18 protein-coding genes, 1 tRNA gene and 2 pseudogenes are annotated in these 21,062 nt (G+C 61.4%); 3 read left to right on the forward strand and 18 right to left on the reverse strand.

Annotation, left to right across the window (positions count from 1 at the left end; all coding sequences use genetic code 11):
* Positions 1-4: 4 nt before the first annotated feature.
* The 12 genes from rpsG to secE all read right to left on the reverse strand — a co-directional run bounded on the left by rpsG (position 5) and on the right by secE (position 14,918).
* Positions 5-475 (reverse strand): 30S ribosomal protein S7, encoded by a 471-nt coding sequence (gene rpsG / locus DRF71_RS21325; protein ID WP_112312536.1) that lies wholly within the window; start codon positions 473-475, stop codon positions 5-7.
* A 20-nt stretch (positions 476-495) separates the two neighbouring features.
* Positions 496-867 (reverse strand): 30S ribosomal protein S12, encoded by a 372-nt coding sequence (gene rpsL / locus DRF71_RS21330; RefSeq protein WP_092895889.1) that lies wholly within the window; start codon positions 865-867, stop codon positions 496-498.
* Positions 868-1,157: 290 nt separating this feature from the next.
* Positions 1,158-2,027, reverse strand: a complete 870-nt coding sequence (locus DRF71_RS21335; protein WP_112312537.1) for a DMT family transporter — start codon at positions 2,025-2,027, stop codon at positions 1,158-1,160.
* Positions 2,028-2,180: 153 nt separating this feature from the next.
* Entirely contained in the window at positions 2,181-6,419 is a 4,239-nt protein-coding gene (rpoC, locus tag DRF71_RS21340) for a DNA-directed RNA polymerase subunit beta' (RefSeq protein WP_112312538.1), read from the reverse strand.
* A complete protein-coding gene (locus DRF71_RS21345; RefSeq protein WP_157971231.1) occupies positions 6,416-6,796 on the reverse strand; it encodes a hypothetical protein in 381 nt (126 codons plus the stop codon). Before DRF71_RS21345 ends, rpoC begins: the two co-directional genes overlap by 4 nt.
* An 80-nt stretch (positions 6,797-6,876) precedes the next feature.
* Positions 6,877-11,013 carry a DNA-directed RNA polymerase subunit beta gene (gene rpoB, locus DRF71_RS21350; RefSeq protein ID WP_112312540.1) on the reverse strand — a complete coding sequence of 1,379 codons (4,137 nt, stop codon included), beginning with the start codon at positions 11,011-11,013 and terminating at the stop codon, positions 6,877-6,879.
* A 246-nt stretch (positions 11,014-11,259) separates the two neighbouring features.
* Positions 11,260-11,631, reverse strand: a complete 372-nt coding sequence (rplL, locus tag DRF71_RS21355) for a 50S ribosomal protein L7/L12 (protein WP_112312541.1) — start codon at positions 11,629-11,631, stop codon at positions 11,260-11,262.
* 82 nt (positions 11,632-11,713) lie between these two features.
* Positions 11,714-12,229: a 50S ribosomal protein L10 gene (rplJ, locus tag DRF71_RS21360; protein ID WP_112312542.1), complete on the reverse strand. Its 516-nt coding sequence runs from the start codon at positions 12,227-12,229 to the stop codon at positions 11,714-11,716.
* Positions 12,230-12,747: 518 nt separating this feature from the next.
* The gene (rplA, locus tag DRF71_RS21365; RefSeq protein WP_112312543.1) at positions 12,748-13,446 is read right to left on the reverse strand and encodes a 50S ribosomal protein L1; all 699 of its coding nucleotides are present in this window, start codon (positions 13,444-13,446) and stop codon (positions 12,748-12,750) included.
* Between the two features lie 5 nt (positions 13,447-13,451).
* Entirely contained in the window at positions 13,452-13,904 is a 453-nt protein-coding gene (gene rplK / locus DRF71_RS21370; RefSeq protein WP_112312544.1) for a 50S ribosomal protein L11, read from the reverse strand.
* A 105-nt stretch (positions 13,905-14,009) separates the two neighbouring features.
* Positions 14,010-14,543 carry a transcription termination/antitermination protein NusG gene (gene nusG / locus DRF71_RS21375; protein ID WP_112312733.1) on the reverse strand — a complete coding sequence of 178 codons (534 nt, stop codon included), beginning with the start codon at positions 14,541-14,543 and terminating at the stop codon, positions 14,010-14,012.
* Between the two features lie 183 nt (positions 14,544-14,726).
* Complete coding sequence (secE, locus tag DRF71_RS21380) at positions 14,727-14,918, reverse strand: preprotein translocase subunit SecE (protein ID WP_112312545.1); 192 nt, start codon at positions 14,916-14,918, stop codon at positions 14,727-14,729.
* A 449-nt stretch (positions 14,919-15,367) separates the two neighbouring features.
* Here secE and DRF71_RS21385 point away from each other — a divergent pair, with 449 nt between their 5' ends.
* The 3 genes and pseudogenes from DRF71_RS21385 (at position 15,368) to DRF71_RS21395 (ending at position 16,748) form a co-directional block, all read left to right on the forward strand.
* Complete coding sequence (locus tag DRF71_RS21385) at positions 15,368-15,661, forward strand: hypothetical protein (RefSeq protein ID WP_112312546.1); 294 nt, start codon at positions 15,368-15,370, stop codon at positions 15,659-15,661.
* A gap of 414 nt (positions 15,662-16,075) precedes the next feature.
* Positions 16,076-16,213 (forward strand): annotated as a pseudogene (locus DRF71_RS21390) (IS3 family transposase); the annotation flags it as partial.
* A gap of 1 nt (position 16,214) precedes the next feature.
* Entirely contained in the window at positions 16,215-16,748 is a 534-nt protein-coding gene (locus tag DRF71_RS21395) for a tyrosine-type recombinase/integrase (protein WP_332872075.1), read from the forward strand.
* Between the two features lie 44 nt (positions 16,749-16,792).
* On the opposite strand, the gene DRF71_RS21400 is transcribed toward DRF71_RS21395, so the two are convergent.
* From DRF71_RS21400 to DRF71_RS21425, 6 genes and pseudogenes are all read right to left on the reverse strand, one after another.
* Positions 16,793-16,868: transfer RNA gene (locus DRF71_RS21400), tRNA-Trp, on the reverse strand.
* 36 nt (positions 16,869-16,904) lie between these two features.
* Positions 16,905-17,054, reverse strand: coding sequence for a hypothetical protein (locus tag DRF71_RS28800; RefSeq protein ID WP_232831623.1), 150 nt, complete (start codon positions 17,052-17,054; stop codon positions 16,905-16,907).
* A complete protein-coding gene (locus tag DRF71_RS21405) occupies positions 17,035-18,147 on the reverse strand; it encodes an integrase (protein WP_232831624.1) in 1,113 nt (370 codons plus the stop codon). The genes DRF71_RS28800 and DRF71_RS21405 overlap by 20 nt, the downstream gene beginning before the upstream one ends.
* Positions 18,148-18,472: 325 nt before the next feature.
* Positions 18,473-18,852, reverse strand: a pseudogene (locus DRF71_RS21415) (hypothetical protein); the annotation flags it as partial.
* 383 nt (positions 18,853-19,235) lie between these two features.
* Positions 19,236-19,709: an Hsp20 family protein gene (locus tag DRF71_RS21420; protein WP_112312734.1), complete on the reverse strand. Its 474-nt coding sequence runs from the start codon at positions 19,707-19,709 to the stop codon at positions 19,236-19,238.
* Positions 19,710-19,922: 213 nt separating this feature from the next.
* A complete protein-coding gene (locus DRF71_RS21425) occupies positions 19,923-20,873 on the reverse strand; it encodes a trypsin-like serine peptidase (protein ID WP_112312549.1) in 951 nt (316 codons plus the stop codon).
* Positions 20,874-21,062 lie beyond the last annotated feature (189 nt).

The raw sequence follows: 21,062 nt of genomic DNA on the forward strand, positions 1-21,062 counted from the left end.
CCTCTTACCAGCGGTAATGGCTGAACGCTTTGTTCGCGTCGGCCATTTTGTGGGTGTCTTCGCGCTTTTTCACGGCGGTGCCGCGGCCATTGACGGCGTCCGACAGCTCAGCTGCAAGGCGCTCTTCCATGGTGTTCTCGTTGCGCTTGCGCGCAGCGATGATCAGCCAGCGGATCGCGAGAGCCTCACGGCGCTCGGTGCGGACTTCGACCGGAACCTGGTAGGTCGCCCCACCAACGCGGCGCGAACGCACTTCGACCGAAGGTTTCACATTGTCGAGGGCTTCGTGGAAAGCCTCGATCGGCGAACGCTTCAGACGGGTTTCAACGCGGGTCAGCGCGCCGTAAACGATGGACTCGGCGACGGATTTCTTGCCGTCGAGCATCAGGTTGTTCATAAATTTGGTCAGAACGCGGTCGCCATATTTGGCGTCCGGGAGAATTTCGCGCTTCTCTGCGGCGTGACGACGGGACATGTCTCTCTACCTCTCCAGGATCACTTCGGACGCTTGGCGCCGTATTTCGAACGACGCTGACGACGATCTTTGACGCCCTGGGTATCCAGCACACCGCGAAGGATGTGGTAACGGACACCCGGAAGGTCTTTCACACGGCCGCCGCGGATCAGAACAACCGAGTGCTCTTGCAGGTTGTGCTTTTCGCCGGGGATATAGGAGATGACCTCGAAACCGTTGGTCAGGCGAACCTTTGCCACTTTCCGCATAGCGGAGTTCGGTTTTTTCGGAGTGGTGGTGTAAACGCGGGTACAAACCCCACGCTTTTGCGGGCAGGATTCCAGGTGCTGGGACTTGGACTTGCTCGGCTTATCTTCCCGGGGTTTCCGGATAAGCTGTTGAATCGTCGGCATTCACGTTCCTCGTTTCGATACTCGCACCTTATGCCTTATGGTGCGCCGCTTCTCGAGTGCCTTGCGCGAATCGCAAAACACAAAAACCGCATTCATCCGCCGTGTGGTGGATGACGCGGGTGGTTCTCCAGAGGATCGGACTGGGTCCGGTCCTGAGCTTTCAGGACGCTCTGACCCTGGCGGCACATGGCAGCCCCGCAAGGGTGAGCGGGCTATAGGTGGAATCGCCCCGGGTGTCAACTGCGCCCCCCTGCCCGCAGCGCCGCCCCCTGCCTGCCCGGGGTCGCGTGTCACGCCCGGCGCCGCGCCTCGCGCAGGATGGTGAAAACGCCCGAGGCCACGATCAGCGCGGCGCCGCCAAGCGTCACCAGATCGGGCAAATGGTTAAAGGCGATCCAGCCCAGCAGCGTCGCCCATAAGAGCTGGCTGTAGCGCAAGGGTGCCGTCAGTCCGACATCGCCGATCTGCAATGCCGAGACCAGCGCGATGAACGCCACGCTCAGGCAGGCGGCGCCCAGTACGGCCGCGACCAGGTTCTGACTGGTGACCGGCTCCCATGGGATAAAAGCCGACCAGAGCAGCCCCAGGCACCAGACCAGCGCCGCCGCGCAGAGCCCGGTCAGCGCCGGAGCGACATCGCGGCTCATCTTGCGCGTAACGAGGTCGCGAAACACCACGCAGGCAACCGAGACAAGGCCCAGCAAAGCCCAGGGGCTCAGCCCCTCCTCATTTGGGCGGATCACGATCAGGACGCCGATGAAGCCGACCGAGACCGCCAGCGTCCGGCGCCAGCCCACCTTTTCGCCCAGGAAAAGCGCGGCGGCAAAGGTCGCGGCCAAAGGCACCGATTGCAGGATCGCGGTCAGATTGGCCAGCGGCATATGGGCCAGCGCGGTCAGGAAGGTCACGGTCGCCAGGACCTCGCCCAGACTGCGCAGCAGCAGGAGTTTGCGGTCGCGCCCCTGAGGCAGATGCGCAAAAGCCCCGGCGCGCCAGGCAAGGAAGCCCAGCATCAGACAGGCCGGCACCCCCCGGACAACCAGCGCCTGCGGCAAGGGCAGATTGACCAGCAGCAGCTTCATAAAGGTGTCATTGGCGGCGAAGGCAAACATCGCCAGCATCATCAGCGCGATCCCGCGCAGCCTGTCATTCTTCAGCATCGTCCTGCCGCGCGCATCCTGCCTGCCCGTCCGGGACTCTCTATTCCTGCCGCAAGGGAAGGGAAAGGCCGCATGCGTGAAAGAGAAACCCCGCCGGCTTTCACCGGCGGGGTTCTGGTCATTTTGTCAGGCGGCAGCCCGGATCGGTCGGGATCAATCCCGGCTTTCCAGATCGTCCGCGATCACGCTGGCCAGATCCGGCTGCGCAGCCGGGATCGGGGCTGCCAGAGCGGCGGCCTCTTCGGCCTCGCTGCGGCGGGCCTCGATCACCGTCGAATCGCGCTCGGTCGCGATGGACTTCACGCGGCGGGTTGCCCCACCGGTGCCGGCCGGGATCAGACGGCCGACGATGACGTTCTCTTTCAGGCCCTGCAGCTTGTCGCGCTTGCCCTGAACCGACGCCTCGGTCAGCACCCGGGTCGTCTCCTGGAAGGAGGCCGCCGAGATGAAGCTGCGGGTCTGCAGCGACGCCTTGGTGATCCCCAGCAGGACCGGCTCGGCTTTCGCCTCGCGCAGACCGCGGCCACGGGCTTTGAGGTTTTCTTCCTCCAGCTCCTGACGCTCGACCTGCTCGCCTTTCAGGAGCGTGGTATCCCCCGAATCCAGCACTTCGAGCTTCTGCAGCATCTGCCGCACGATCACCTCGATATGCTTGTCGTTGATCTTCACGCCCTGCAGACGATAGACGTCCTGGACCTCGTCGATCATGTAGTTCGCCAGCGCTTCGACACCCATGATGCGCAGGATGTCATGCGGCGCGGGGTTCCCGTCCATGATATAGTCGCCCTTCTGGACGAAGTCGCCTTCCTGGACGGGGATATGTTTGCCCTTGGGCACCATATATTCCATCGAGGTAAGGGTCTCGTCCACCGGCTCGACCGTGATGCGGCGCTTGTTCTTGTAGTCCTTGCCAAAGCGCACATAACCATCGGCTTCCGCGATGATTGCGTGATCTTTCGGGCGACGCGCCTCGAAGAGTTCCGCCACGCGGGGAAGACCCCCGGTGATGTCCTTCGTCTTGGTGCCTTCGCGCGGAATACGCGCCACGATATCGCCCGGGCGCAGGTCCTGACCGTCTTCGATCGAGAGAACCGCATCCACCGACATCGCATAGGTGATCGGATTGCCAGAGTCGCCGCGCACCGGCTCGCCCGTTTCCGGGTTCACCACCAGGATCTCGGGCTTGAGATCCGAGCCGCGCGGTGCCGCACGCCAGTCAGACACGATCTTCTGCGTCATGCCGGTTGCGTCATCGGTATCCTCGCGGACCGAGATGCCGTTGATCAGGTCCTTGAACCGTGCAGTACCGGCTTTTTCAGCCACGATCAGCAGGTTGAAGGGGTCCCATTCGAACAGCTTATGGCCGCGCTTGACCTCTTCGCCTTCCTTCACATGAAGCTTGGCGCCATAGGTCAGCTTATGCACCGCGCGCTCGTCGCCATTGGCGTCGATGATCGCAATGGACATGTTCCGGCCGATCACCACCTGCTCGCCGGCGACGTTCAGAAGGAGGTTCGCGTTGCGGAACTCGATCTTGCCCTCTTGCGAGGCTTCAAGGAACGACTGCTGGCCACCCTGGGCCACGCCGCCGATGTGGAAGGTCCGCATCGTCAGCTGCGTGCCCGGCTCACCGATGGACTGGGCGGCGATGATGCCGACCGCTTCACCGATATTCACCTGGGTGCCGCGGGCAAGGTCGCGACCATAGCACTGGGCGCAGACGCCTTCCTCGGCCTCACAGGTCAGCGGGCTGCGGATGCGGGCGACCGGCACATTGTGCTTGCCGATCAGATCCGATTTGCGCTCGTCGATCAGCTCACCCTTGGCCACCAGCACCTCATCGGTGCCCGGGATCAGGATGTCTTCCGCCACGACACGGCCCAGCACCCGTTCCGACAGCGGAGCGGTTTCCTGGCCTTCTTTGACAGCGGCAGAGGCCGTGATCGAGTTCTCGGTGCCGCAATCATGCACGCGAACGATGCAATCCTGCGCCACGTCGACCAGACGGCGGGTCAGGTAGCCCGAGTTCGCCGTCTTCAGAGCGGTATCCGACAGACCCTTCCGGGCGCCGTGGGTCGAGTTGAAGTATTCAAGAACGGTCAGACCTTCCTTGAAGTTCGAGATGATCGGCGTCTCGATGATCTCGCCGTTCGGCTTGGCCATCAGGCCGCGCATCCCGCCCAGCTGCTTCATCTGCGTGACCGAACCCCGGGCACCGGAATGGGCCATCATATAGACCGAGTTCGGTTCTTTCTCGGCGCCATTGTCGTCGTATTTGGTGGCCGAGATCGTGGACATCATGCCCTCGGTCACCTTGTCGTTACACTTCGACCAGGCATCGACGACTTTGTTGTATTTCTCGCCCTGAGTGATCAGGCCGTCGAGATACTGCTGTTCAAAATCGGCAACCAGGGCCTTCGTCGCATTGACGATGTCCCATTTGTTGTCGGCGATGACCATGTCGTCCTTGCCGAAGGAGATCCCGGCCTTGAACGCCTCGCGGAAACCCACGCCCATGATCTGGTCGCAGAAAATGACCGACTCTTTCTGACCGCAGTAGCGGTAGACGGTGTCGATGACGGTCTGCACGTCTTTCTTACGCAGAAGACGGTTCACCAGTTCAAACGGCGCTTTGGCGTTTTGCGGCAGGATATTGCCGATGCGCAGACGGCCAGCGGTCGTCTCGTAACGCTTCCAGACGATATTGCCTTCCTCGTCGACCTGCTTCAGGCGCGCGGTGATCTTCGCGTGCAGATGCAGCTCGCCTGCGGCCAGAGCATGTTCGACCTCGTCGATATCGCGGAAGATACCGCCTTCGCCTTTCATGCCCTCGCGCTGCATGGTCACATAATAGATGCCGAGAACCATATCCTGCGACGGAACAATGATCGGCGCGCCGTTGGCGGGCGACAGAACGTTGTTCGTCGACATCATCAGAACACGGGCCTCAAGCTGGGCTTCCAGCGAGAGGGGAACGTGAACAGCCATCTGGTCGCCGTCAAAGTCGGCGTTGAAGGCCGAGCAGACCAGCGGGTGCAGCTGGATCGCCTTGCCCTCAATCAGGATCGGCTCAAACGCCTGGATACCCAGACGGTGCAGCGTCGGCGCACGGTTCAGAAGGACCGGATGTTCGCGGATGACCTCATCGAGGATATCCCAGACTTCCGGGCGCTCTTTTTCCACGAGCTTCTTCGCCTGTTTCACGGTGCTGGACAGGCCCTTGGCCTCCAGCCGCGAATAGATGAAGGGCTTGAAGAGTTCCAAAGCCATCTTCTTCGGCAGACCGCATTGGTGCAGCTTCAGCTCCGGACCGGTCACGATGACGGAACGGCCCGAGAAGTCGACGCGTTTACCGAGCAAGTTCTGACGGAAGCGACCCTGCTTACCCTTCAGCATATCGGACAGCGATTTCAGCGGGCGCTTGTTGGTGCCCGTAATCACGCGGCCACGACGGCCGTTGTCGAACAGCGCGTCGACGGCTTCCTGCAGCATCCGCTTTTCGTTGCGCACGATGATGTCAGGCGCACGCAGCTCGATCAGGCGCTTCAAACGGTTGTTCCGGTTGATGACGCGGCGATAGAGGTCGTTCAGGTCCGAAGTCGCGAAACGGCCACCATCAAGGGGCACGAGCGGACGCAGTTCCGGCGGGATCACCGGAAGCACGGTCAGGATCATCCATTCCGGGCGGTTGCCGGATTCGTAGAAGCTCTCGACGATCTTCAGACGCTTGATGATCTTTTTCGGCTTCAGCTCGCCGGTGGCTTCTTTCAGCTCTTCGCGAAGCGTCTCGGCCAGTTGGCCCAGATCAATCGCGGCCAGCATTTCGCGGATCGCTTCGGCACCGATATTCGCGGTGAAAGCATCGGCGCCATACTGGTCCTGCGCGTCAAGGAACTCTTCCTCGGTCATCAGCTGACCATAGGTCAGATCGGTCAGACCCGGCTCGATAACGACGTAGTTTTCGAAGTAGAGGATGCGTTCCAGATCCCGCAGCGTCATGTCCAGCATGAGGCCGATCCGGGACGGAAGCGACTTCAGGAACCAGATATGCGCGACAGGCGCCGCCAGCTCGATATGGCCCATGCGCTCACGGCGGACCTTTTGCAGCGTGACTTCAACGCCGCATTTCTCGCAGACAACGCCGCGATACTTCATCCGCTTATATTTGCCGCAAAGGCATTCATAGTCTTTGATCGGCCCGAAAATCCGGGCGCAGAACAGACCGTCGCGCTCGGGTTTGAAGGTCCGGTAGTTGATGGTTTCCGGCTTTTTGATCTCGCCGTAAGACCACGAGAGAATACGCTCCGGCGATGCCAGAGAGATCTTGATCTCGTCAAAGGTCTTGACCGGAGCAACCGGGTTGAACGGATTGTTCGTCAGTTCCTGGTTCATTGTGTTTCCTTCTCTGCCTCAGGACAGCGGAAAAAATAATCTCTATGGAAGTAAATGGCTGGCCCCCGTTTCAAATCCACCGCCGCAGCGGATGGGGTCTGAGTGAGTCCGCACCTTTTCCTGGCGATCAGAAGGGTTCTTTGCTGGCCAGCGTCATGGCGGTTGTTGTCAATCCGGGAAAGCGTAACGCGGTAATCAAAGCGCTCAACCTCCTCGTCCGTGAAACTCGGGACGTCCAGTTCGAGCCGCTTGGCGGCAGCATCGAAATTCGCGATCCGTGCAGGCCTGCTCACTCCGTAACGTTTAGGGAGAGCATAGTCTTCAAGTTCACTCGGGCCGAGATACACCACAGATTTGTGCGTAGCCTCGGCTGTCACGGGTGTGACAACCGGAGTGCCACACCCGGCGAGACCTGCAAAAGCAGATCCCGCAACAACCAATCTTGCTGGCCAACCAGTCAACCTTCCTCCTCGGCATCCAGGAGTTCCATGTTCAGGCCGAGGCCGCGGACTTCCTTCACGAGAACGTTGAAGCTCTCAGGCACACCTGCCTCGAAGTTGTCCTCGCCCTTGACGATCGATTCATAGACCTTGGTCCGGCCTGCAACGTCATCCGACTTCACCGTCAGCATCTCTTGCAGGGTATAGGCGGCGCCGTAAGCTTCCAGAGCCCAGACCTCCATCTCCCCGAGACGCTGACCACCGAATTGCGCCTTACCACCCAGCGGCTGCTGGGTAACAAGCGAATAGGGACCGGTCGAACGCGCATGCAGCTTGTCATCGACCAGGTGGTGCAGTTTCAGCATGTATTTCACGCCAACCGTGACCTTGCGCTGGAACTTCTCGCCCGAACGACCGTCAAAGACATCCGACTGCCCCGAAGTGTCGAAACCGGCACGGCGCAGAGCGTCGTTCACATCCGACTCTTTCGCGCCGTCGAAAACCGGGGTCGCAACAGGCACACCGCGGGTGACCGTGCCGGCGCTTTCAATCAGGGCTTCGTCCGAGGCCTCACCAAAAGCCTCGTCATAGGTCTCATCGCCATAAGCAAAGCGCATGGCTTCCTTGACCGGAGTCATGTCGCCGTTGCGCTTATAGTCCTGCAAGGCATCGTCGATCCGGATGCCCAGGCCGCGTGCGGCCCAGCCCATATGGGTTTCCAGAATCTGCCCGACATTCATCCGCGACGGCACGCCGAGCGGGTTCAGCACGAGGTCGACATGGGTGCCGTCAGCCAGGAAGGGCATGTCCTCGATCGGCACGACCTTCGAGATAACACCCTTGTTGCCGTGACGACCGGCCATCTTATCGCCCGGCTGCAGCTTACGCTTCACCGCGACGAAAACCTTGACCATCTTCATCACGCCCGGAGGCAGATCGTCACCGCGACGGACCTTCTCGACCTTATCCTCGAAGCGCGCGGTCAGAGCGCGTTTCTGGGATTCATACTGGTCGTGAAGCGCCTCGATCTCTTTCGCCTGGGCCTCTTCGGCGACAGCAAGCTGCCACCACTGGCCACGGCTCAGAGTGCCAAGGAGTTCCTCGTCGATGGTCGAACCGGCGCGGACGCCTTTCGGGCCTTTGACAGCTTCGCGGCCGATGATCAGGGCCTTGAGACGCGAATAGATGTTGCGCTCCAGGATGGTCATTTCGTCGTCGCGGTCGCGGGCGAGGCGTTCAACTTCCTCACGCTCGATCTGCAGCGCACGTTCGTCCTTGTCGACGCCGTGACGGTTGAAGACCCGCACTTCGACGATGGTACCATAAGCACCCGGCGGCAGACGCAGCGAGGTATCGCGGACGTCAGACGCTTTTTCACCAAAGATGGCGCGCAGAAGTTTCTCTTCCGGCGTCATCGGGCTTTCGCCCTTGGGGGTGATCTTACCAACAAGGATGTCGCCCGGCTGCACTTCGGCGCCGATATAGACGATCCCTGCCTCGTCGAGGTTGCGCAAGGCTTCCTCGCCAACGTTCGGGATGTCGCGGGTGATCTCTTCCGGCCCAAGCTTCGTATCGCGGGCGGCGACTTCATATTCCTCGATATGGATCGAGGTGAAGACGTCATCCTTGAGGATCCGCTCGGAAATCAGGATCGAGTCCTCGTAGTTATACCCGTTCCAGGGCATGAAGGCCACGATCACGTTCCGGCCAAGCGCCAGTTCACCCATATCGGTGCAGGGGCCATCAGCGACCACTTCACCCCGGATGACCGTGTCGCCCACCTTCACCAGCGGGCGCTGGTTGATGCAGGACGACTGGTTCGAGCGCTTGAATTTGCGCAGACGGTAGATGTCCACGCCCGGCTCGCCCGGCTCAAGGAGTTCGGTCGCGCGGATAACGATACGCTGCGCATCGACCTGGTCGATCACGCCCGAACGGCGCGCCATGATGGCGGCACCCGAGTCACGCGCAACCACGGCCTCGATCCCCGTGCCCACGAAAGGCGCATCGGATTGCAAGAGCGGAACCGCCTGACGTTGCATGTTCGAGCCCATGAGGGCGCGGTTGGCGTCGTCATTCTCAAGGAACGGGATCAGCGATGCCGCAACAGAGACGAGCTGTTTCGGCGAAACGTCGATCAGATCGACGGCTTCCGGCGGGTTCAGCATGAACTCGCCGCCCTTCCGCGACGAAATCAGATCGTCGGTGAAGTGACCTTCCGCATCCTGCGATGCGTTGGCCTGAGCAACGGTGTGCCGCATCTCTTCGGTTGCCGACATATAGACCACATCATCGGTGACCTTGTTGTCGACAACTTTGCGATACGGGGTCTCGATGAAGCCGTATTTGTTCACGCGGGCGAAGGTTGCCAGCGAGTTGATCAGACCGATGTTCTGACCTTCCGGCGTTTCAATCGGGCACATCCGGCCGTAATGGGTCGGGTGGACGTCACGAACCTCAAAGCCTGCGCGCTCGCGCGTCAGACCGCCCGGCCCGAGAGCCGAGAGACGACGCTTGTGGGTGACTTCCGACAGCGGGTTCGTCTGGTCCATGAACTGCGACAGCTGCGACGAGCCGAAGAATTCACGCACCGCAGCCGCAGCCGGTTTCGCGTTGATCAGATCCTGCGGCATGATCGTGTCGATCTCGACCGAGGACATGCGCTCCTTGATCGCGCGTTCCATGCGCAACAGGCCAACGCGATACTGATTTTCCATCAGCTCGCCGACCGAGCGCACCCGGCGGTTGCCGAGGTGGTCGATATCGTCGATCTCGCCCTTGCCGTCCCGCAGTTCCACCAGCGCCTTGATGCACTTGATGATATCGTCACGGTCCAGCGTCCGCTGGGTGTCGGGCTTCGCGACGTCCAGGCGCATATTCATCTTCACCCGGCCAACAGCCGAGAGATCATAGCGGTCTTTATCGAAGAACAGCGTGTCGAAGAGGCTCGATGCGGCCTCGACGGTCGGCGGCTCACCCGGGCGCATCACGCGATAGATATCCATCAGCGCGGTATCGCGGTTCCAGTTCTTATCCGCCGCCATGGTGTTACGCATGTAGGGGCCGACATTGATATTGTCGATGTCGAGAACCGGGATCTCGGTAATGCCCTGGTCGAGCAGGGTTTTCACCGTGCCGCCCTTGACCTCGCCGTCGCGGTCCAGTTCCCAGGTCAGCTCATCGCCGGCCTCGGCCCAGATCGCGCCATTCTCGTCATCCACGATGTCATGCGCGACGAAACGGCCCATGATATGGTCGAACGGCACCAGCAGCTCGGTCACCTGGCCTTCGTCGATCCATTTCTTGACCATACGCGGCGTGGCTTTCTCGCCGGCCTTCAGGATCACCTCACCGGTGGCGGCGTCAACCAGATCCCAGGTCGGACGGGTGCCACGAACGCGGTCCGGGAAGAAGCGGGTGACCCAGCCCTTGTTCTTAACATATTTGAAGGTGACGGTGTCGTAATAGGCCTTCATAATCGCGTCCTGGTCGAGACCAAGCGCGTAAAGAAGCGTCGTCACCGGCAGTTTGCGGCGACGGTCGATGCGGGCAAAAACGATGTCCTTGGCGTCGAATTCGAAATCGAGCCAGGAGCCGCGATACGGAATGATCCGGCAGGCGAACAAAAGCTTGCCCGAGGAATGGGTCTTGCCCTTATCGTGATCGAAGAACACGCCCGGGGAGCGGTGCATCTGCGACACGATAACCCGTTCGGTGCCGTTCACGATGAACGTTCCGTTCGGCGTCATCAGGGGCATATCGCCCATATAGACGTCTTGTTCCTTGATGTCTTTCACCGACTTGTTGCCGGTGGTCTCGTCGATATCGAACACGATCAGGCGCAGCGTGACCTTCAGCGGCGCCGCATAGGTCAGATCGCGCTGCATGCATTCATCGACGTCGTATTTCGGCTTTTCCAGCTCGTAACGGACGAATTCAAGAACAGCGGTCTCGTTGAAATCCTTGATCGGGAAGACCGACTTGAACGTGCCCTGGATGCCCTCATCGTCGCTCGGCTTATCGCCGCCGCCCGAATTGAGGAAGAGATCGTAGGAGGATTTCTGAACCTCGATAAGGTTCGGCATCTCAAGGACTTCGCGGATCTTGCCGTAATAGCGGCGGATACGCTTCTGGCCAACATAAGCTTGCGCCATGTTCGTGGTCACCTTTCATCGTTTCGCCGGCGCGCGTCCCGTCGGGGCACAGGCACACGCCAACTGGCGAGAGGGGATATCCGGTTCCATACCTGCCATCTGTCCCGTCAGACGGCTCCCGAACCGATATCGCACCCGGAGAGAGGATTTCTCAAAATCCCCTTTCAGGACGCGAATGGCAGGAGGCGGATTGCTCCGCCCCCTGCCTGATAATCACACCTGCGGGAGAAGCCCCCGCATGGCAGATTACTTGAGCTCGACCTTGGCGCCAGCCGCTTCGAGCTTTTTCTTGATTTCCTCAGCGTCAGCTTTCGGCGCGCCTTCTTTGACTTTGCCGCCGGCTTCCACCAGGTTTTTCGCCTCAACGAGGCCCAGGCCGGTGATGGCGCGGACTTCTTTGATGACGTTGATTTTGTTCGCGCCGGCTTCGACGAGAACGACGTCGAATTCGGTTTTCTCTTCTTCTGCAGCAGCAGCCGGGCCAGCAGCAGCCATGACGACAGCGCCGCCAGCAGCCGGCTCGATGCCGTATTCGTCTTTCAGGATGGTCTTCAGTTCCTGAGCTTGCAGGAGGGTCAGGCCAACGATTTGTTCGGCGAGAGCTTTAAGATCAGCCATTTTTTCACATTCCGTTCAGTTAAGATGGGGTCCAACGATGTGTTGATCAACCCTACGAATGACATTGGGCAATGCCGGGGCCTCAGGCCGCGGCTTTGTCCTCGATGGTCGACAGGATGCCAGCGATGTTCGAAGCAGGCGCGCCAATCGCACCGGCGATGTTGGAAGCCGGAGCGCCCAGCATCGACGCGATCTGAGCAAGAAGCTCTTCACGCGACGGCATGGAAGCCACGGTTTTAACACCGGCCTGGTCCAGAACCGTGTCGCCCATGGCGCCGCCGAGGATCACGAACCTGTCGTTGTCCTTGGCATAGCCGTCGGAGACCTTGGCCGCAGCCACGGGGTCTTCCGAGAAGGTCAGCACGGTCATGCCCGTAAGGAGGTCACCCATCTTGGCGATGGACTTCCCTTCAAGGGCGATCTTGGCGAGCGTGTTCTTGGCAACGCGAACGGAGCCGCCGACAGCGCGCATGCGCCCGCGGAGGTCCTGCATCTGTGCAACCGTCATGCCTTCGTAATGGGCAACCACTACGACGCCAGAGCTTTCAAAGATCTGGCCGAGATCCTCGACCAATTTCTCTTTCTGGGCTCTATCCACAGTTTCACTCCAAGTTTGGGGTTTCCCCCGGCTCAAGTCAGCCCGGGCCTCACGGCCAGGGCATTCGGGTCCATGATGTCGTCCCGAGAGCCAAAATCACCCGAGGCAAGCCCCGGAAAAAATCGTCCCGAACTCCATCTCAGGCCGGATATTAAGGTGTTTGCGCACCACCAGCCTTCTCGGACAAAGCTGTTGGGGCTGCGTGACGAATCACACAGCCCCAACAGGTTGCGTATCTACCCCGTTGTGCCGCAGAAGCCAAGCCCGGAAGCGGGGAATGCAACAGGCCCCTGTGTCATACTGCCTGGCTGGTGGCAGAAAGGGGGCCCTGCCCCCTCGCGGCTTTGCCGCTCACCCCCGGGATATTTCAGGACAGATGAAAAGAAAAAAACCGCCTGATTTCATCTGTCTCTAAATATCCCCGCCGGAGGCTCCCGCAATCGTGCAAAGGCGCGCAGGCGCCCAAAAGCAAACCGCCGCCCCGAAGGGCGGCGGTTCTGGTATCAGTCGACAGGCAATCAGGCCGAAGCGGTGGTCGCCAGATCCAGTGAGACGCCCGGGCCCATGGTCGAGGAAAGCGAGACTTTCTTCACATAGGTGCCTTTGGCGCCGGCCGGTTTGGCTTTGCTCACGGCGTCAACGAAGGCGCGGACGTTTTCAGCCAGCTTCTCTTCGGTGAAGGACACTTTGCCGATCCCGGCATGGATCACGCCGGCTTTTTCGACCTTGAACTGGACTTCGCCGCCTTTGGCATTGGTCACAGCGGTCGCGACATCCATAGTCACCGTGCCGACTTTCGGGTTCGGCATCAGGTTCCGGGGGCCGAGAACCTTACCCAGACGGCCGACCAGCGGCATCATGTCCGGGGTTGCAATGCAGCGATCAAAATCGAGCATACCGCCCTGGATTTTCTCCAGCAGGTCTTCGGCGCCGACGATTTCCGCGCCGGCGGCCTTGGCTTCATCAGCCTTGGCGCCACGGGCGAAAACAGCGACACGCACGGTTTTGCCGGTGCCGTTCGGCAGCTGCACCACGCCACGGACCATCTGGTCAGCGTGACGCGGATCAACGCCGAGGTTCATCGCGATTTCCAGGGTCTCGTCGAATTTCGCCGAAGCGGCCGATTTGATCAGCGCAACAGCAGCTTCAACTGCCAGCAGGTCTTTGCCGGCGAAGGCCTCTTGCGCCTTCTTCACACGTTTTGCGAGCTTTGCCATGTCGATCAGCCCTTCACTTCGATGCCGCAGGACCTGGCCGAGCCAAGGATGATGTTCATCGCCGCATCGACCGAATTGGCGTTGAGGTCTTTCATCTTGGTTTCGGCGATCTTGCGCAGTTGTGCGGTGGTGATCGAACCGGCCACGGTGCGGCCGGGCTTGTCCGAACCCTTGGTGCGGTTGCGCTTGCCGACCGGTTTCAGGCCAGCGGCTTCTTTCACGAGGAAAGCGGCCGGGGGCGTCTTCAGCTCAAGACTGAACGACTTGTCCTGGTAATAGGTGATGATGGTCGGGATCGGGGTTCCCGGCGGGAAGTCAGCGGACTTCGCGTTGAATTCCTTGACGAAAGCCATGATGTTCAGACCGCGCTGACCCAGAGCCGGGCCGACGGGCGGCGACGGGTTCGCCTGTTGTGCTTTCACCTGCAGCTTGAGGCTGCCCATAATCTTCTTGGCCATCTGGCCTTCTCCTTTGTCACGGCGCCCAAAAGGCGCGTTTAGCGGTCCGGTCCGTCACCCCATAACGGGGCGCTCGCCTCCCGCAGATGCACTCGGCCCTGAAGGTCAGCCCTTCACGACCTGAGTGTATTCCAGCTCGACCGGGGTGGCCCGGCCGAAGATCGAGACCGAGACCTTGAGACGGCTTTCCGCCTCATCGACCTCTTCGACCATCCCTTCAAAGCCGTCGAACGGCCCGTCGGTAACCTTGACCTTCTCGCCGATATCGAAGCGCACCAGGTTGCGCGGCGCGACCTCGCCCTTCTGGGCGTTGGTGCTTTGCATCCCGGCGACTTCGGCATCGCGCATCGGCATCGGCTTGCCCTGGGGACCAAGGAAGCCGGTGACGCGGTTGATCGACGAGATCAGATGATACCCGCGCGAGGTCATTTCCATATGCACCAGCACATAGCCCGGCATGATGCGACGCTCGGAGGTCACCTTCTTGCCGCGACGCACCTCGATCACCTCTTCGGTGGGGACAAGGATTTCGTCGATTTCGTCCTGCAGGGCCGCTTCTTCCACGGCGGTGCGGATCTGCTCGGCAACCTTCTTCTCGAAGTTCGAGAGGACGCTCACCGAATACCAGCGTTTTGCCATGGCCTCGCTTCCACCTTCTGTCTGCGCGGAGGACATATGCCCCCGGAATCCCATTGCCGGTGCGACCGGCGCTAACAAAAAACAGCGCGCATCCCGAATCGATGCGCGCCTGTTATCGTGACTTCGGCGCGGGATATCCGCTCACGCTGCCCCGATCAAGTCAAAACCGCCGGCACCGCCCGATCAGACGCCGATGATCAGCTCCAGCCCCCAGCGGATCAAAAGATCGGTAAGGCTGAAAAATGTCGCCGCCAGCGCCGAGAGGATGAAGACCATGATCGTCGTCAGCACCACTTCACGGCGTTTCGGCCAGTGGATCTTGGCGACTTCGCCGCGCACCTGCTGGAGGAACTGAAGAGGATTGGTCGTCGCCATGACTGCGGTATCCCGAGATATATCCCAAGGCCAGGCGGCCGGGAAACCCGGACCAGACGGCCATTCGCGCCGAGATACGGGCTTGGGGCCGGGAATTCAAGTCATTCCGCCCGGCGCGGGGAAATTCCGCAAAAATGGCGGCATAAGCGGGCCTGGCAGTGCGCCAGGATAAAGCCCCGCTCGCGACATATCCCTGCCACATTCCATGCCCAGTTTCGCATCATGGCGTACGCTGGCATGTCCTGCATGCCGTAATAGCAAGAATGCGCCGCGCCCCTGCTTCAGCTCCGGTCGTTCCGGGGTCATAAACCTGTGGATTGCTGGCCGTTTCCGTTTATGCGCCAGTTCGTTTCCATGTTCGCCCCCTGGATTTACCAGTAATTTACTGGACTCAGGATTGCACAGGGCGCAAAAGTCCTCAGATCAGTTTTAATGACCGGAGTGCCAGAATGTACAAACTCCCGACAGTTGCGGCCGCGGTCGCCTGCCTTGCTGTTCCCGCCGCCGCACAGAATACCTGGGTTTTCGAACAACCCTGCAATCGCGGCCCGGTGCCACAATGGGCCATCATCAACGAAACCCATTCGGATTTCATTGATTTCATTCAGGAAGTTCGCCCGAACATGCCGCGTGAACAGGCGAGCTATATCGCTTATCAGGTCTGTTCCGACATGAGCATCGTCGGCAATTCTGAAGAGCTGACCAAGCGCCTGAACCTGCTGATCCGCAAAAGCGGCTACTGAACCCTGAGCCGGGCAGGCCCGGCCGGACCTGAGTCGGCCAGGCCTGCCCGGCTGACTTTGGCTTTCCGACAAGGCTATGGCAGCGCCCGGCGTTGCCATAGCCTTTTCCGTGACACCTGTCCGTCGGATGGGGGCCGTTTGCCCGCCATTCCCGTTCTCACACTTGTCGCCGCCAGAGCCCCGATCAGCAGAGGAGCCCGGCAACCCACCCCGATATCCCGGCGGGGCAAAGCAGCGCTCGATCTTGCGGCGCCGGTCACTGCCGGTTCCGGCTCTGTCAGCGCCCCGGCACCACGATTTTCGGGAAAGGACCGGCGGTCTTCGGGCAAGCTGAAGCAGATTACCGGCACGACCTGGACAAGCATGGGTTTCAGCGCGAGCTGACGTAAAACGGTTGCGGCATCGAATGTGGCGGGCCTGATCCACCACAGCGACAGGGGCTCGCAATACCTGTCTATTCGCTACACTGAACGTTTGGCAGAAGCCGGGATCGAACCCTCGGTGGGCAGCGTCGGCGACAGTTACGACAACGCCTTGGCCGAGACGATCAACCATTCCGGGGCCACGGTCCCCTTCATATGTTCAAGGCTGGCTTGCTTATATGCTGGCGGTATGGACGGGCCAGCGGCAGGGCGATCTGCTGAAACTGACATGGAGCGCCTATGACAGCAGCCATATCCGCCTGCGCCAGAGTAGGACCGGAAGGCGTGTGGTTATCCAGGTTGGAGCGCCCCCTAAAGATTTGCTGGACGCCACTCAGAAAGCGGCGGTAACGATCCTGACGACAATCACCGGAACCGCCTGGACAAGCATGGGGTTCAGTGCGAGTTGGCGTAAAGCCGTTGCTGCATCAAAGGTGACGGATCTCACCTTCCACGATCTGCGAGGCACCGCAGTCACCCGACTTGCGGTCGCCGGCTGCTCGGGGGCCGGGATTGCGACGATCACCGGACACAGCCTAAGAGACGTGGGCGCTATCCTCGACGCGCACCATCTGAGCCGCGATTCGCGGATGGCGGATAGTGATGTTCAGAAGCTGGAAAGGCACAGGAAGGGAACGAAAGCTCCTAACCGATCTCCCAACTGACAGGATTTGGCAGGAAGGAGTGAACCGTAAGCCCTTGGTTCTATTGGCAGGGGCAGCAGGGCTCGAACCCGCGACCTACGGTTTTGGAGACCGTCGCTCTACCAGCTGAGCTATACCCCTGTCGTGCGGTTTCATTAGGTTTTTTCATTCTGCCCGTCAATCTGTATCAGTTGCTGTATCAGGTTCTTTTTTTGGACCGTATCTGTTCTCCCGCTTTTCAGCCGCCGTTTCTGCCCTCATTTGCTGCCGTGCGATCCCGGCATATTTGCTCACCATTTCCTTGGTATCATGGCCGCTGTAGCTCATTATCTCGTCGTCGTCGCAGCCCGCCCAAGCCAGCTCCATCACCCCGCGATAGCGCAGCGCGTGAAGGTCGTAAGCCGCCAGCTTGAAGGCGGGCGCGCGCCTTGCGCATGATCTGCGCCAACCCGCTGTAAATCATGCATGAGCCGCCGGCCGCCTTAAGGATCGCACCCGCGCCACCGTCAGCCGGGCGCGCCCGATCCGGCACCGCCGCCAGCTCGGGCGTGACCGGCAGCAACAGCACCTTGTCCGTTTTCCCCTGGACGATCCGCAACCGCCCGCCCTCATAGTCCAGCCAGTCGAACCGGCACCAATCGGCAGGCCGCTGGACGGACCCGAGGTCAAGCTCAAAAATCAGCCGCTCCCGATCCGTGGCACCCGCCCGGAAGGCCGCAACCGCCGCATTCGTCCAGGGCAAATATGGTGCCTTGCGCTCCTCCGGAACCTCGCGCTTGCGCAGGCCCCGGAACAGGTTTTGCTTGATCCAGTGCAGCTCTGTCCGCGCATACTCAGCCAGCACAGACATGGTGGACACAACATAGTTTCCAAACCGAACCCGATGCGCGTTCGCATTCATCGCCGCAGTCGCATCGCGCGCGCTGGCAAGGGTCATATCCTTTTGGCCGTTCTTCTCGACTATGTAGTCAAAGCACTTCTCATAGTCCTGCCGCGTCCGGAGCTTGAGCTTTGCCCACAGGTCAGACTTGCGGTATTCCTCGATCAGCGCCGCCCAGGTGGTGCGAGGCGTCACCCTGCCCCGCATGATTTCCCAATATTCCGCGTCAAAGCCCGGCGTTCCGGGCGGGGCCATGATACGCTGATACTTGCCCTTGCGCCTGACGAACCAGCGCCGCCCGTCAGGCGTCCACAAGAACCGCTTTTCGGCAGGCTTTACCATTCCATAGCCCCGCCCTGTGCCGATCCTGTCACCCCACAGCACCGCCGACAGCCCGGCAATGTCAAAGCGTTCCAGATCACCGATGCGCCGGGGCCCCGGCAGGTGAGCCGCCGCAACCATCGCCCGCAGATCGACGGGCTTCATGTCCAGCAGGCGCGCGGCGGTGCGCCCGGATGCAAAGAGAGGATCAGAGGTCATGCATCCAGCTCGCAAAACGGGCGCGCTGCATCGCCACGGGAAAGACCGGGCGAAGCACGGCAGATGTGTCGCCAGCACGCCCAGAAGCCCCAAGGGCGCAAGTCAGGAACCCCCGTGCTTACTGCTGACCACGAACATAGGCGAGGATCGGATAATCCCAGAAATACACGCGCCCACAGTCGCAGCGCTCCCACCCACGATATCGCGGTAAGCCAAGAGGCTGCGACCTTCCCACTGCTGGATCATCGGCAGCGCCATGGCGAACACCCCGGCCACCGCCGCCCCGCCAATCATCTTGCCCTTAGGGTCAGGACTCGTTCTCGGCTCATAACCAGAAGATGACGGTCGCTGCGAGGGCTATGGCTGACAGGAAGACGATGGGGCACCTGTCGTATCGGATTGCAACGTGTGAGGAGGATCAGAAAACAGTCCAGTGGACTGTTTTCCCGACGATTGGCCAGTCCTTGAGCCTTCCGAACATGATCCCGATGCGGTTGCGGCGCTTGTAACGGCGTTGTCGTGCCTGATGGCTTTCTTCCTGCCCCTCCGGTCGGGGATGCATGCCTTTATCTCCTTGTCTTTCAACGCCTCTCTGAACCAGTCGGCATCGCAGCCCCGGTCGGCCAGCATCCACTCTGCCTGCGGCAGGCTGCTCAGCATGGCAGCGGCGCCAGTGTCATCGCTGACGGGGCCTGCGGTGACGAAAGCACCGGCATAAGCTGGCCTGCGATAGCAGCCCTGCGCGTCAGAGGCACCGGTCAGCGCTTTCAGGTCCAGCTCGGGCGCACGATCCGCGAGGCGACGTTAGGCCCGGAAGTCTGAAAGAAGCATCGGGCTTGTTCTGGCGCAGCTTCGGAGTTGCTCTGTCACAGGCGCCCCCAAGTGCGGCAGTCGTGGATTTCAGTAAGACGCGCTGATCACAAGCCCCTGCCCGGTGTTTTCGTCCCGCCTCCGGGCAGCGCCCCCTGCCCGGGCCGTCGGGCAGGTATGGGCAGCGATATAACGAGAAAAGGCGCATCGGTTGCCCGATGCGCCTTTGTTTTGGGCCTCTGGCCCGGGCCTCAGGGGCTCCGGCGGCTGACAGGGGGTCAGTTGACCTGGTCGGCCTTTGCCTCAAGCGCCGGGGTTTCCGCCCTGGCGGGACCGGCGATCTCGATCCGGCGCGGCTTCATCGCCTCGGGGATCTCGCGCGACAGCTCGATATGCAGCATGCCCAGCTCATGGGTTGCACCGGTGACGCGGACATGATCGGCCAGCGCGAAGCGGCGTTCAAACGCGCGGGTCGCGATACCGCGATGCAGGAAGCTGCGGGGCGCCTCGTCGGTGGCTTTGCGGGCGGTCACGAAGAGGCTGCCATCGCGCACCTCGACCGAGAGATCCTCGGGCGCGAAACCGGCAACGGCGACCGAGATGCGATAGGCATCATCGGCGGTTTTCTCGATATTATAGGGCGGGTAGCCGGGCTGGGCGCCATCGGATGTCAGAACCCGGTCCATCAGATCGGCGACGCGGTCAAAGCCGACAGTGGCGCGGTAAAGCGGTGCAAAATCATAGCTGCGCATGATCATCCTCCTTGGGAAGCGATGCTCTTTGGGTCAACCCTCCCCTTGCGAGGCCGGGCGGTTCTGCCGGACCCATCATGGCGCCCGGTATGATCCCGATCTGGGAAGCCGGGCCCGAACAGTCAAGGGGAGCGGCACTGAGAGCTGCGGGTCACTTCCGCGTGAGGCTGCGCCACTACCCGGCGCGCAGCGGCCGCCGGTTATGGCCGCCCGCTATGGCCTGATGAATTTCGCGCCGCCGGCAGAGTTGCCGGACACCGCACCATCCACCGCTTCACCGGCCTCAGCCGGCGCAGTCTGCGCCGCCGCGCCGCCCCTGGCCTTCGCCGCCCCGCCCGAGATCACCCGTACCCCGGCCGCACCGCCGGCGGAGGCCTGACCGGGCACATCACGGCCCAGCTCGTCGCGCAATTGCCGCAGCGGCGCGTCCACCGCCACCGCCAGCGCCACTTTCCGCCCGTTGTAATCCGCCTTGGCCGAGATCACCGCGACCACCTCGGGCTGCCCGTCCCGGATCGCGAAAACCGGCGCCCCGGAGGAGCCGAAATCAATGTCGCAGCTCAGAACCAGTGCCGCGCTGTCCGTGGCCAGCACCGAACAATCGCGCTCCAGCGAGGGCACTTCGGCGCGGTCCATCGCATAGGAAACCACGCTGACCGCCGCATCGCGCGCGGGCGCGGTGCCGGTGGCGAAAGGGCTGATCTGCGGCAGCATGATCGGCTTGTCGAGTTCCAGCAGCGCCAGATCCCAGGCCACCCGCCCGAGATTGTCGCTGCCGGAATAGATGTAATCGGGATGCGGCACCGATCTGCGCACGCCGCGATAGGCCTCGGCGCGACCATTGCGCCAGCCGGCCTGGAAGGTGATCTGCTCATCCCTCAGCCGCGCGCCGGTTTCCTTGTCGAACAGGCAATGCGCCGCCGTCAGCACCAGCTGCCGGTCGATCAGCACGCCGGTGCAAAACCCGCGCTCGCCCAGCACCAGCTTGCCCACCGGCTGCCAGCCCCGCGCCTCATCGGCGGTCTGCATGGCGATCACCGCTTTCGGATCAGCCGCCACCGGGCCGGGCAAGGCAAATCCCATCACTGCAAGCCCCGGCAGCGACGCAGCCAGCAGGCCCCGCACGAATGCCTTCACGACAAGGAATTTCGGCAAGCTGATCATCGCTGGTGTATTCGCCTCAGATGGCGCCCCCGGTATAGCGCCCCGTATGGCGCCCTGTCTGGTCTTTCGGAATGCCACACCGGATTCCGCCCGTGCCTGACGGTCGGCAAGCTGCAGCCATCCGGGCAAGCTCCTGCATCATTCTGGTGAATTTGCGGCAAAAGCAACCCAATCTCCCCCCTGTGGCAA

This window comes from Pseudogemmobacter bohemicus, assembly GCF_003290025.1.
In the GTDB taxonomy this organism is placed as follows: Bacteria; Pseudomonadota; Alphaproteobacteria; order Rhodobacterales; family Rhodobacteraceae; genus Pseudogemmobacter; species Pseudogemmobacter bohemicus.

Bases quoted from the DNA above. Each gene is read 5' to 3' on its own strand.
- rpsG (WP_112312536.1), bottom strand. From the start codon at position 475: ATGTCCCGTCGTCACGCCGCAGAGAAGCGCGAAATTCTCCCGGACGCC.
- rpsL (WP_092895889.1), bottom strand. From the start codon at position 867: ATGCCGACGATTCAACAGCTTATCCGGAAACCCCGGGAAGATAAGCCG.
- DRF71_RS21335 (WP_112312537.1), bottom strand. From the start codon at position 2,027: ATGCTGAAGAATGACAGGCTGCGCGGGATCGCGCTGATGATGCTGGCG.
- rpoC (WP_112312538.1), bottom strand. From the start codon at position 6,419: ATGAACCAGGAACTGACGAACAATCCGTTCAACCCGGTTGCTCCGGTC.
- rpoB (WP_112312540.1), bottom strand. From the start codon at position 11,013: ATGGCGCAAGCTTATGTTGGCCAGAAGCGTATCCGCCGCTATTACGGC.
- rplL (WP_112312541.1), bottom strand. From the start codon at position 11,631: ATGGCTGATCTTAAAGCTCTCGCCGAACAAATCGTTGGCCTGACCCTC.
- rplA (WP_112312543.1), bottom strand. From the start codon at position 13,446: ATGGCAAAGCTCGCAAAACGTGTGAAGAAGGCGCAAGAGGCCTTCGCC.
- rplK (WP_112312544.1), bottom strand. From the start codon at position 13,904: ATGGCCAAGAAGATTATGGGCAGCCTCAAGCTGCAGGTGAAAGCACAA.
- nusG (WP_112312733.1), bottom strand. From the start codon at position 14,543: ATGGCAAAACGCTGGTATTCGGTGAGCGTCCTCTCGAACTTCGAGAAG.
- secE (WP_112312545.1), bottom strand. From the start codon at position 14,918: ATGGCGACGACCAATCCTCTTCAGTTCCTCCAGCAGGTGCGCGGCGAA.
- DRF71_RS21385 (WP_112312546.1), top strand. From the start codon at position 15,368: ATGTACAAACTCCCGACAGTTGCGGCCGCGGTCGCCTGCCTTGCTGTT.
- DRF71_RS28800 (WP_232831623.1), bottom strand. From the start codon at position 17,054: ATGAGCTACAGCGGCCATGATACCAAGGAAATGGTGAGCAAATATGCC.
- DRF71_RS21405 (WP_232831624.1), bottom strand. From the start codon at position 18,147: ATGACCTCTGATCCTCTCTTTGCATCCGGGCGCACCGCCGCGCGCCTG.
- DRF71_RS21420 (WP_112312734.1), bottom strand. From the start codon at position 19,709: ATGCGCAGCTATGATTTTGCACCGCTTTACCGCGCCACTGTCGGCTTT.
- DRF71_RS21425 (WP_112312549.1), bottom strand. From the start codon at position 20,873: ATGATCAGCTTGCCGAAATTCCTTGTCGTGAAGGCATTCGTGCGGGGC.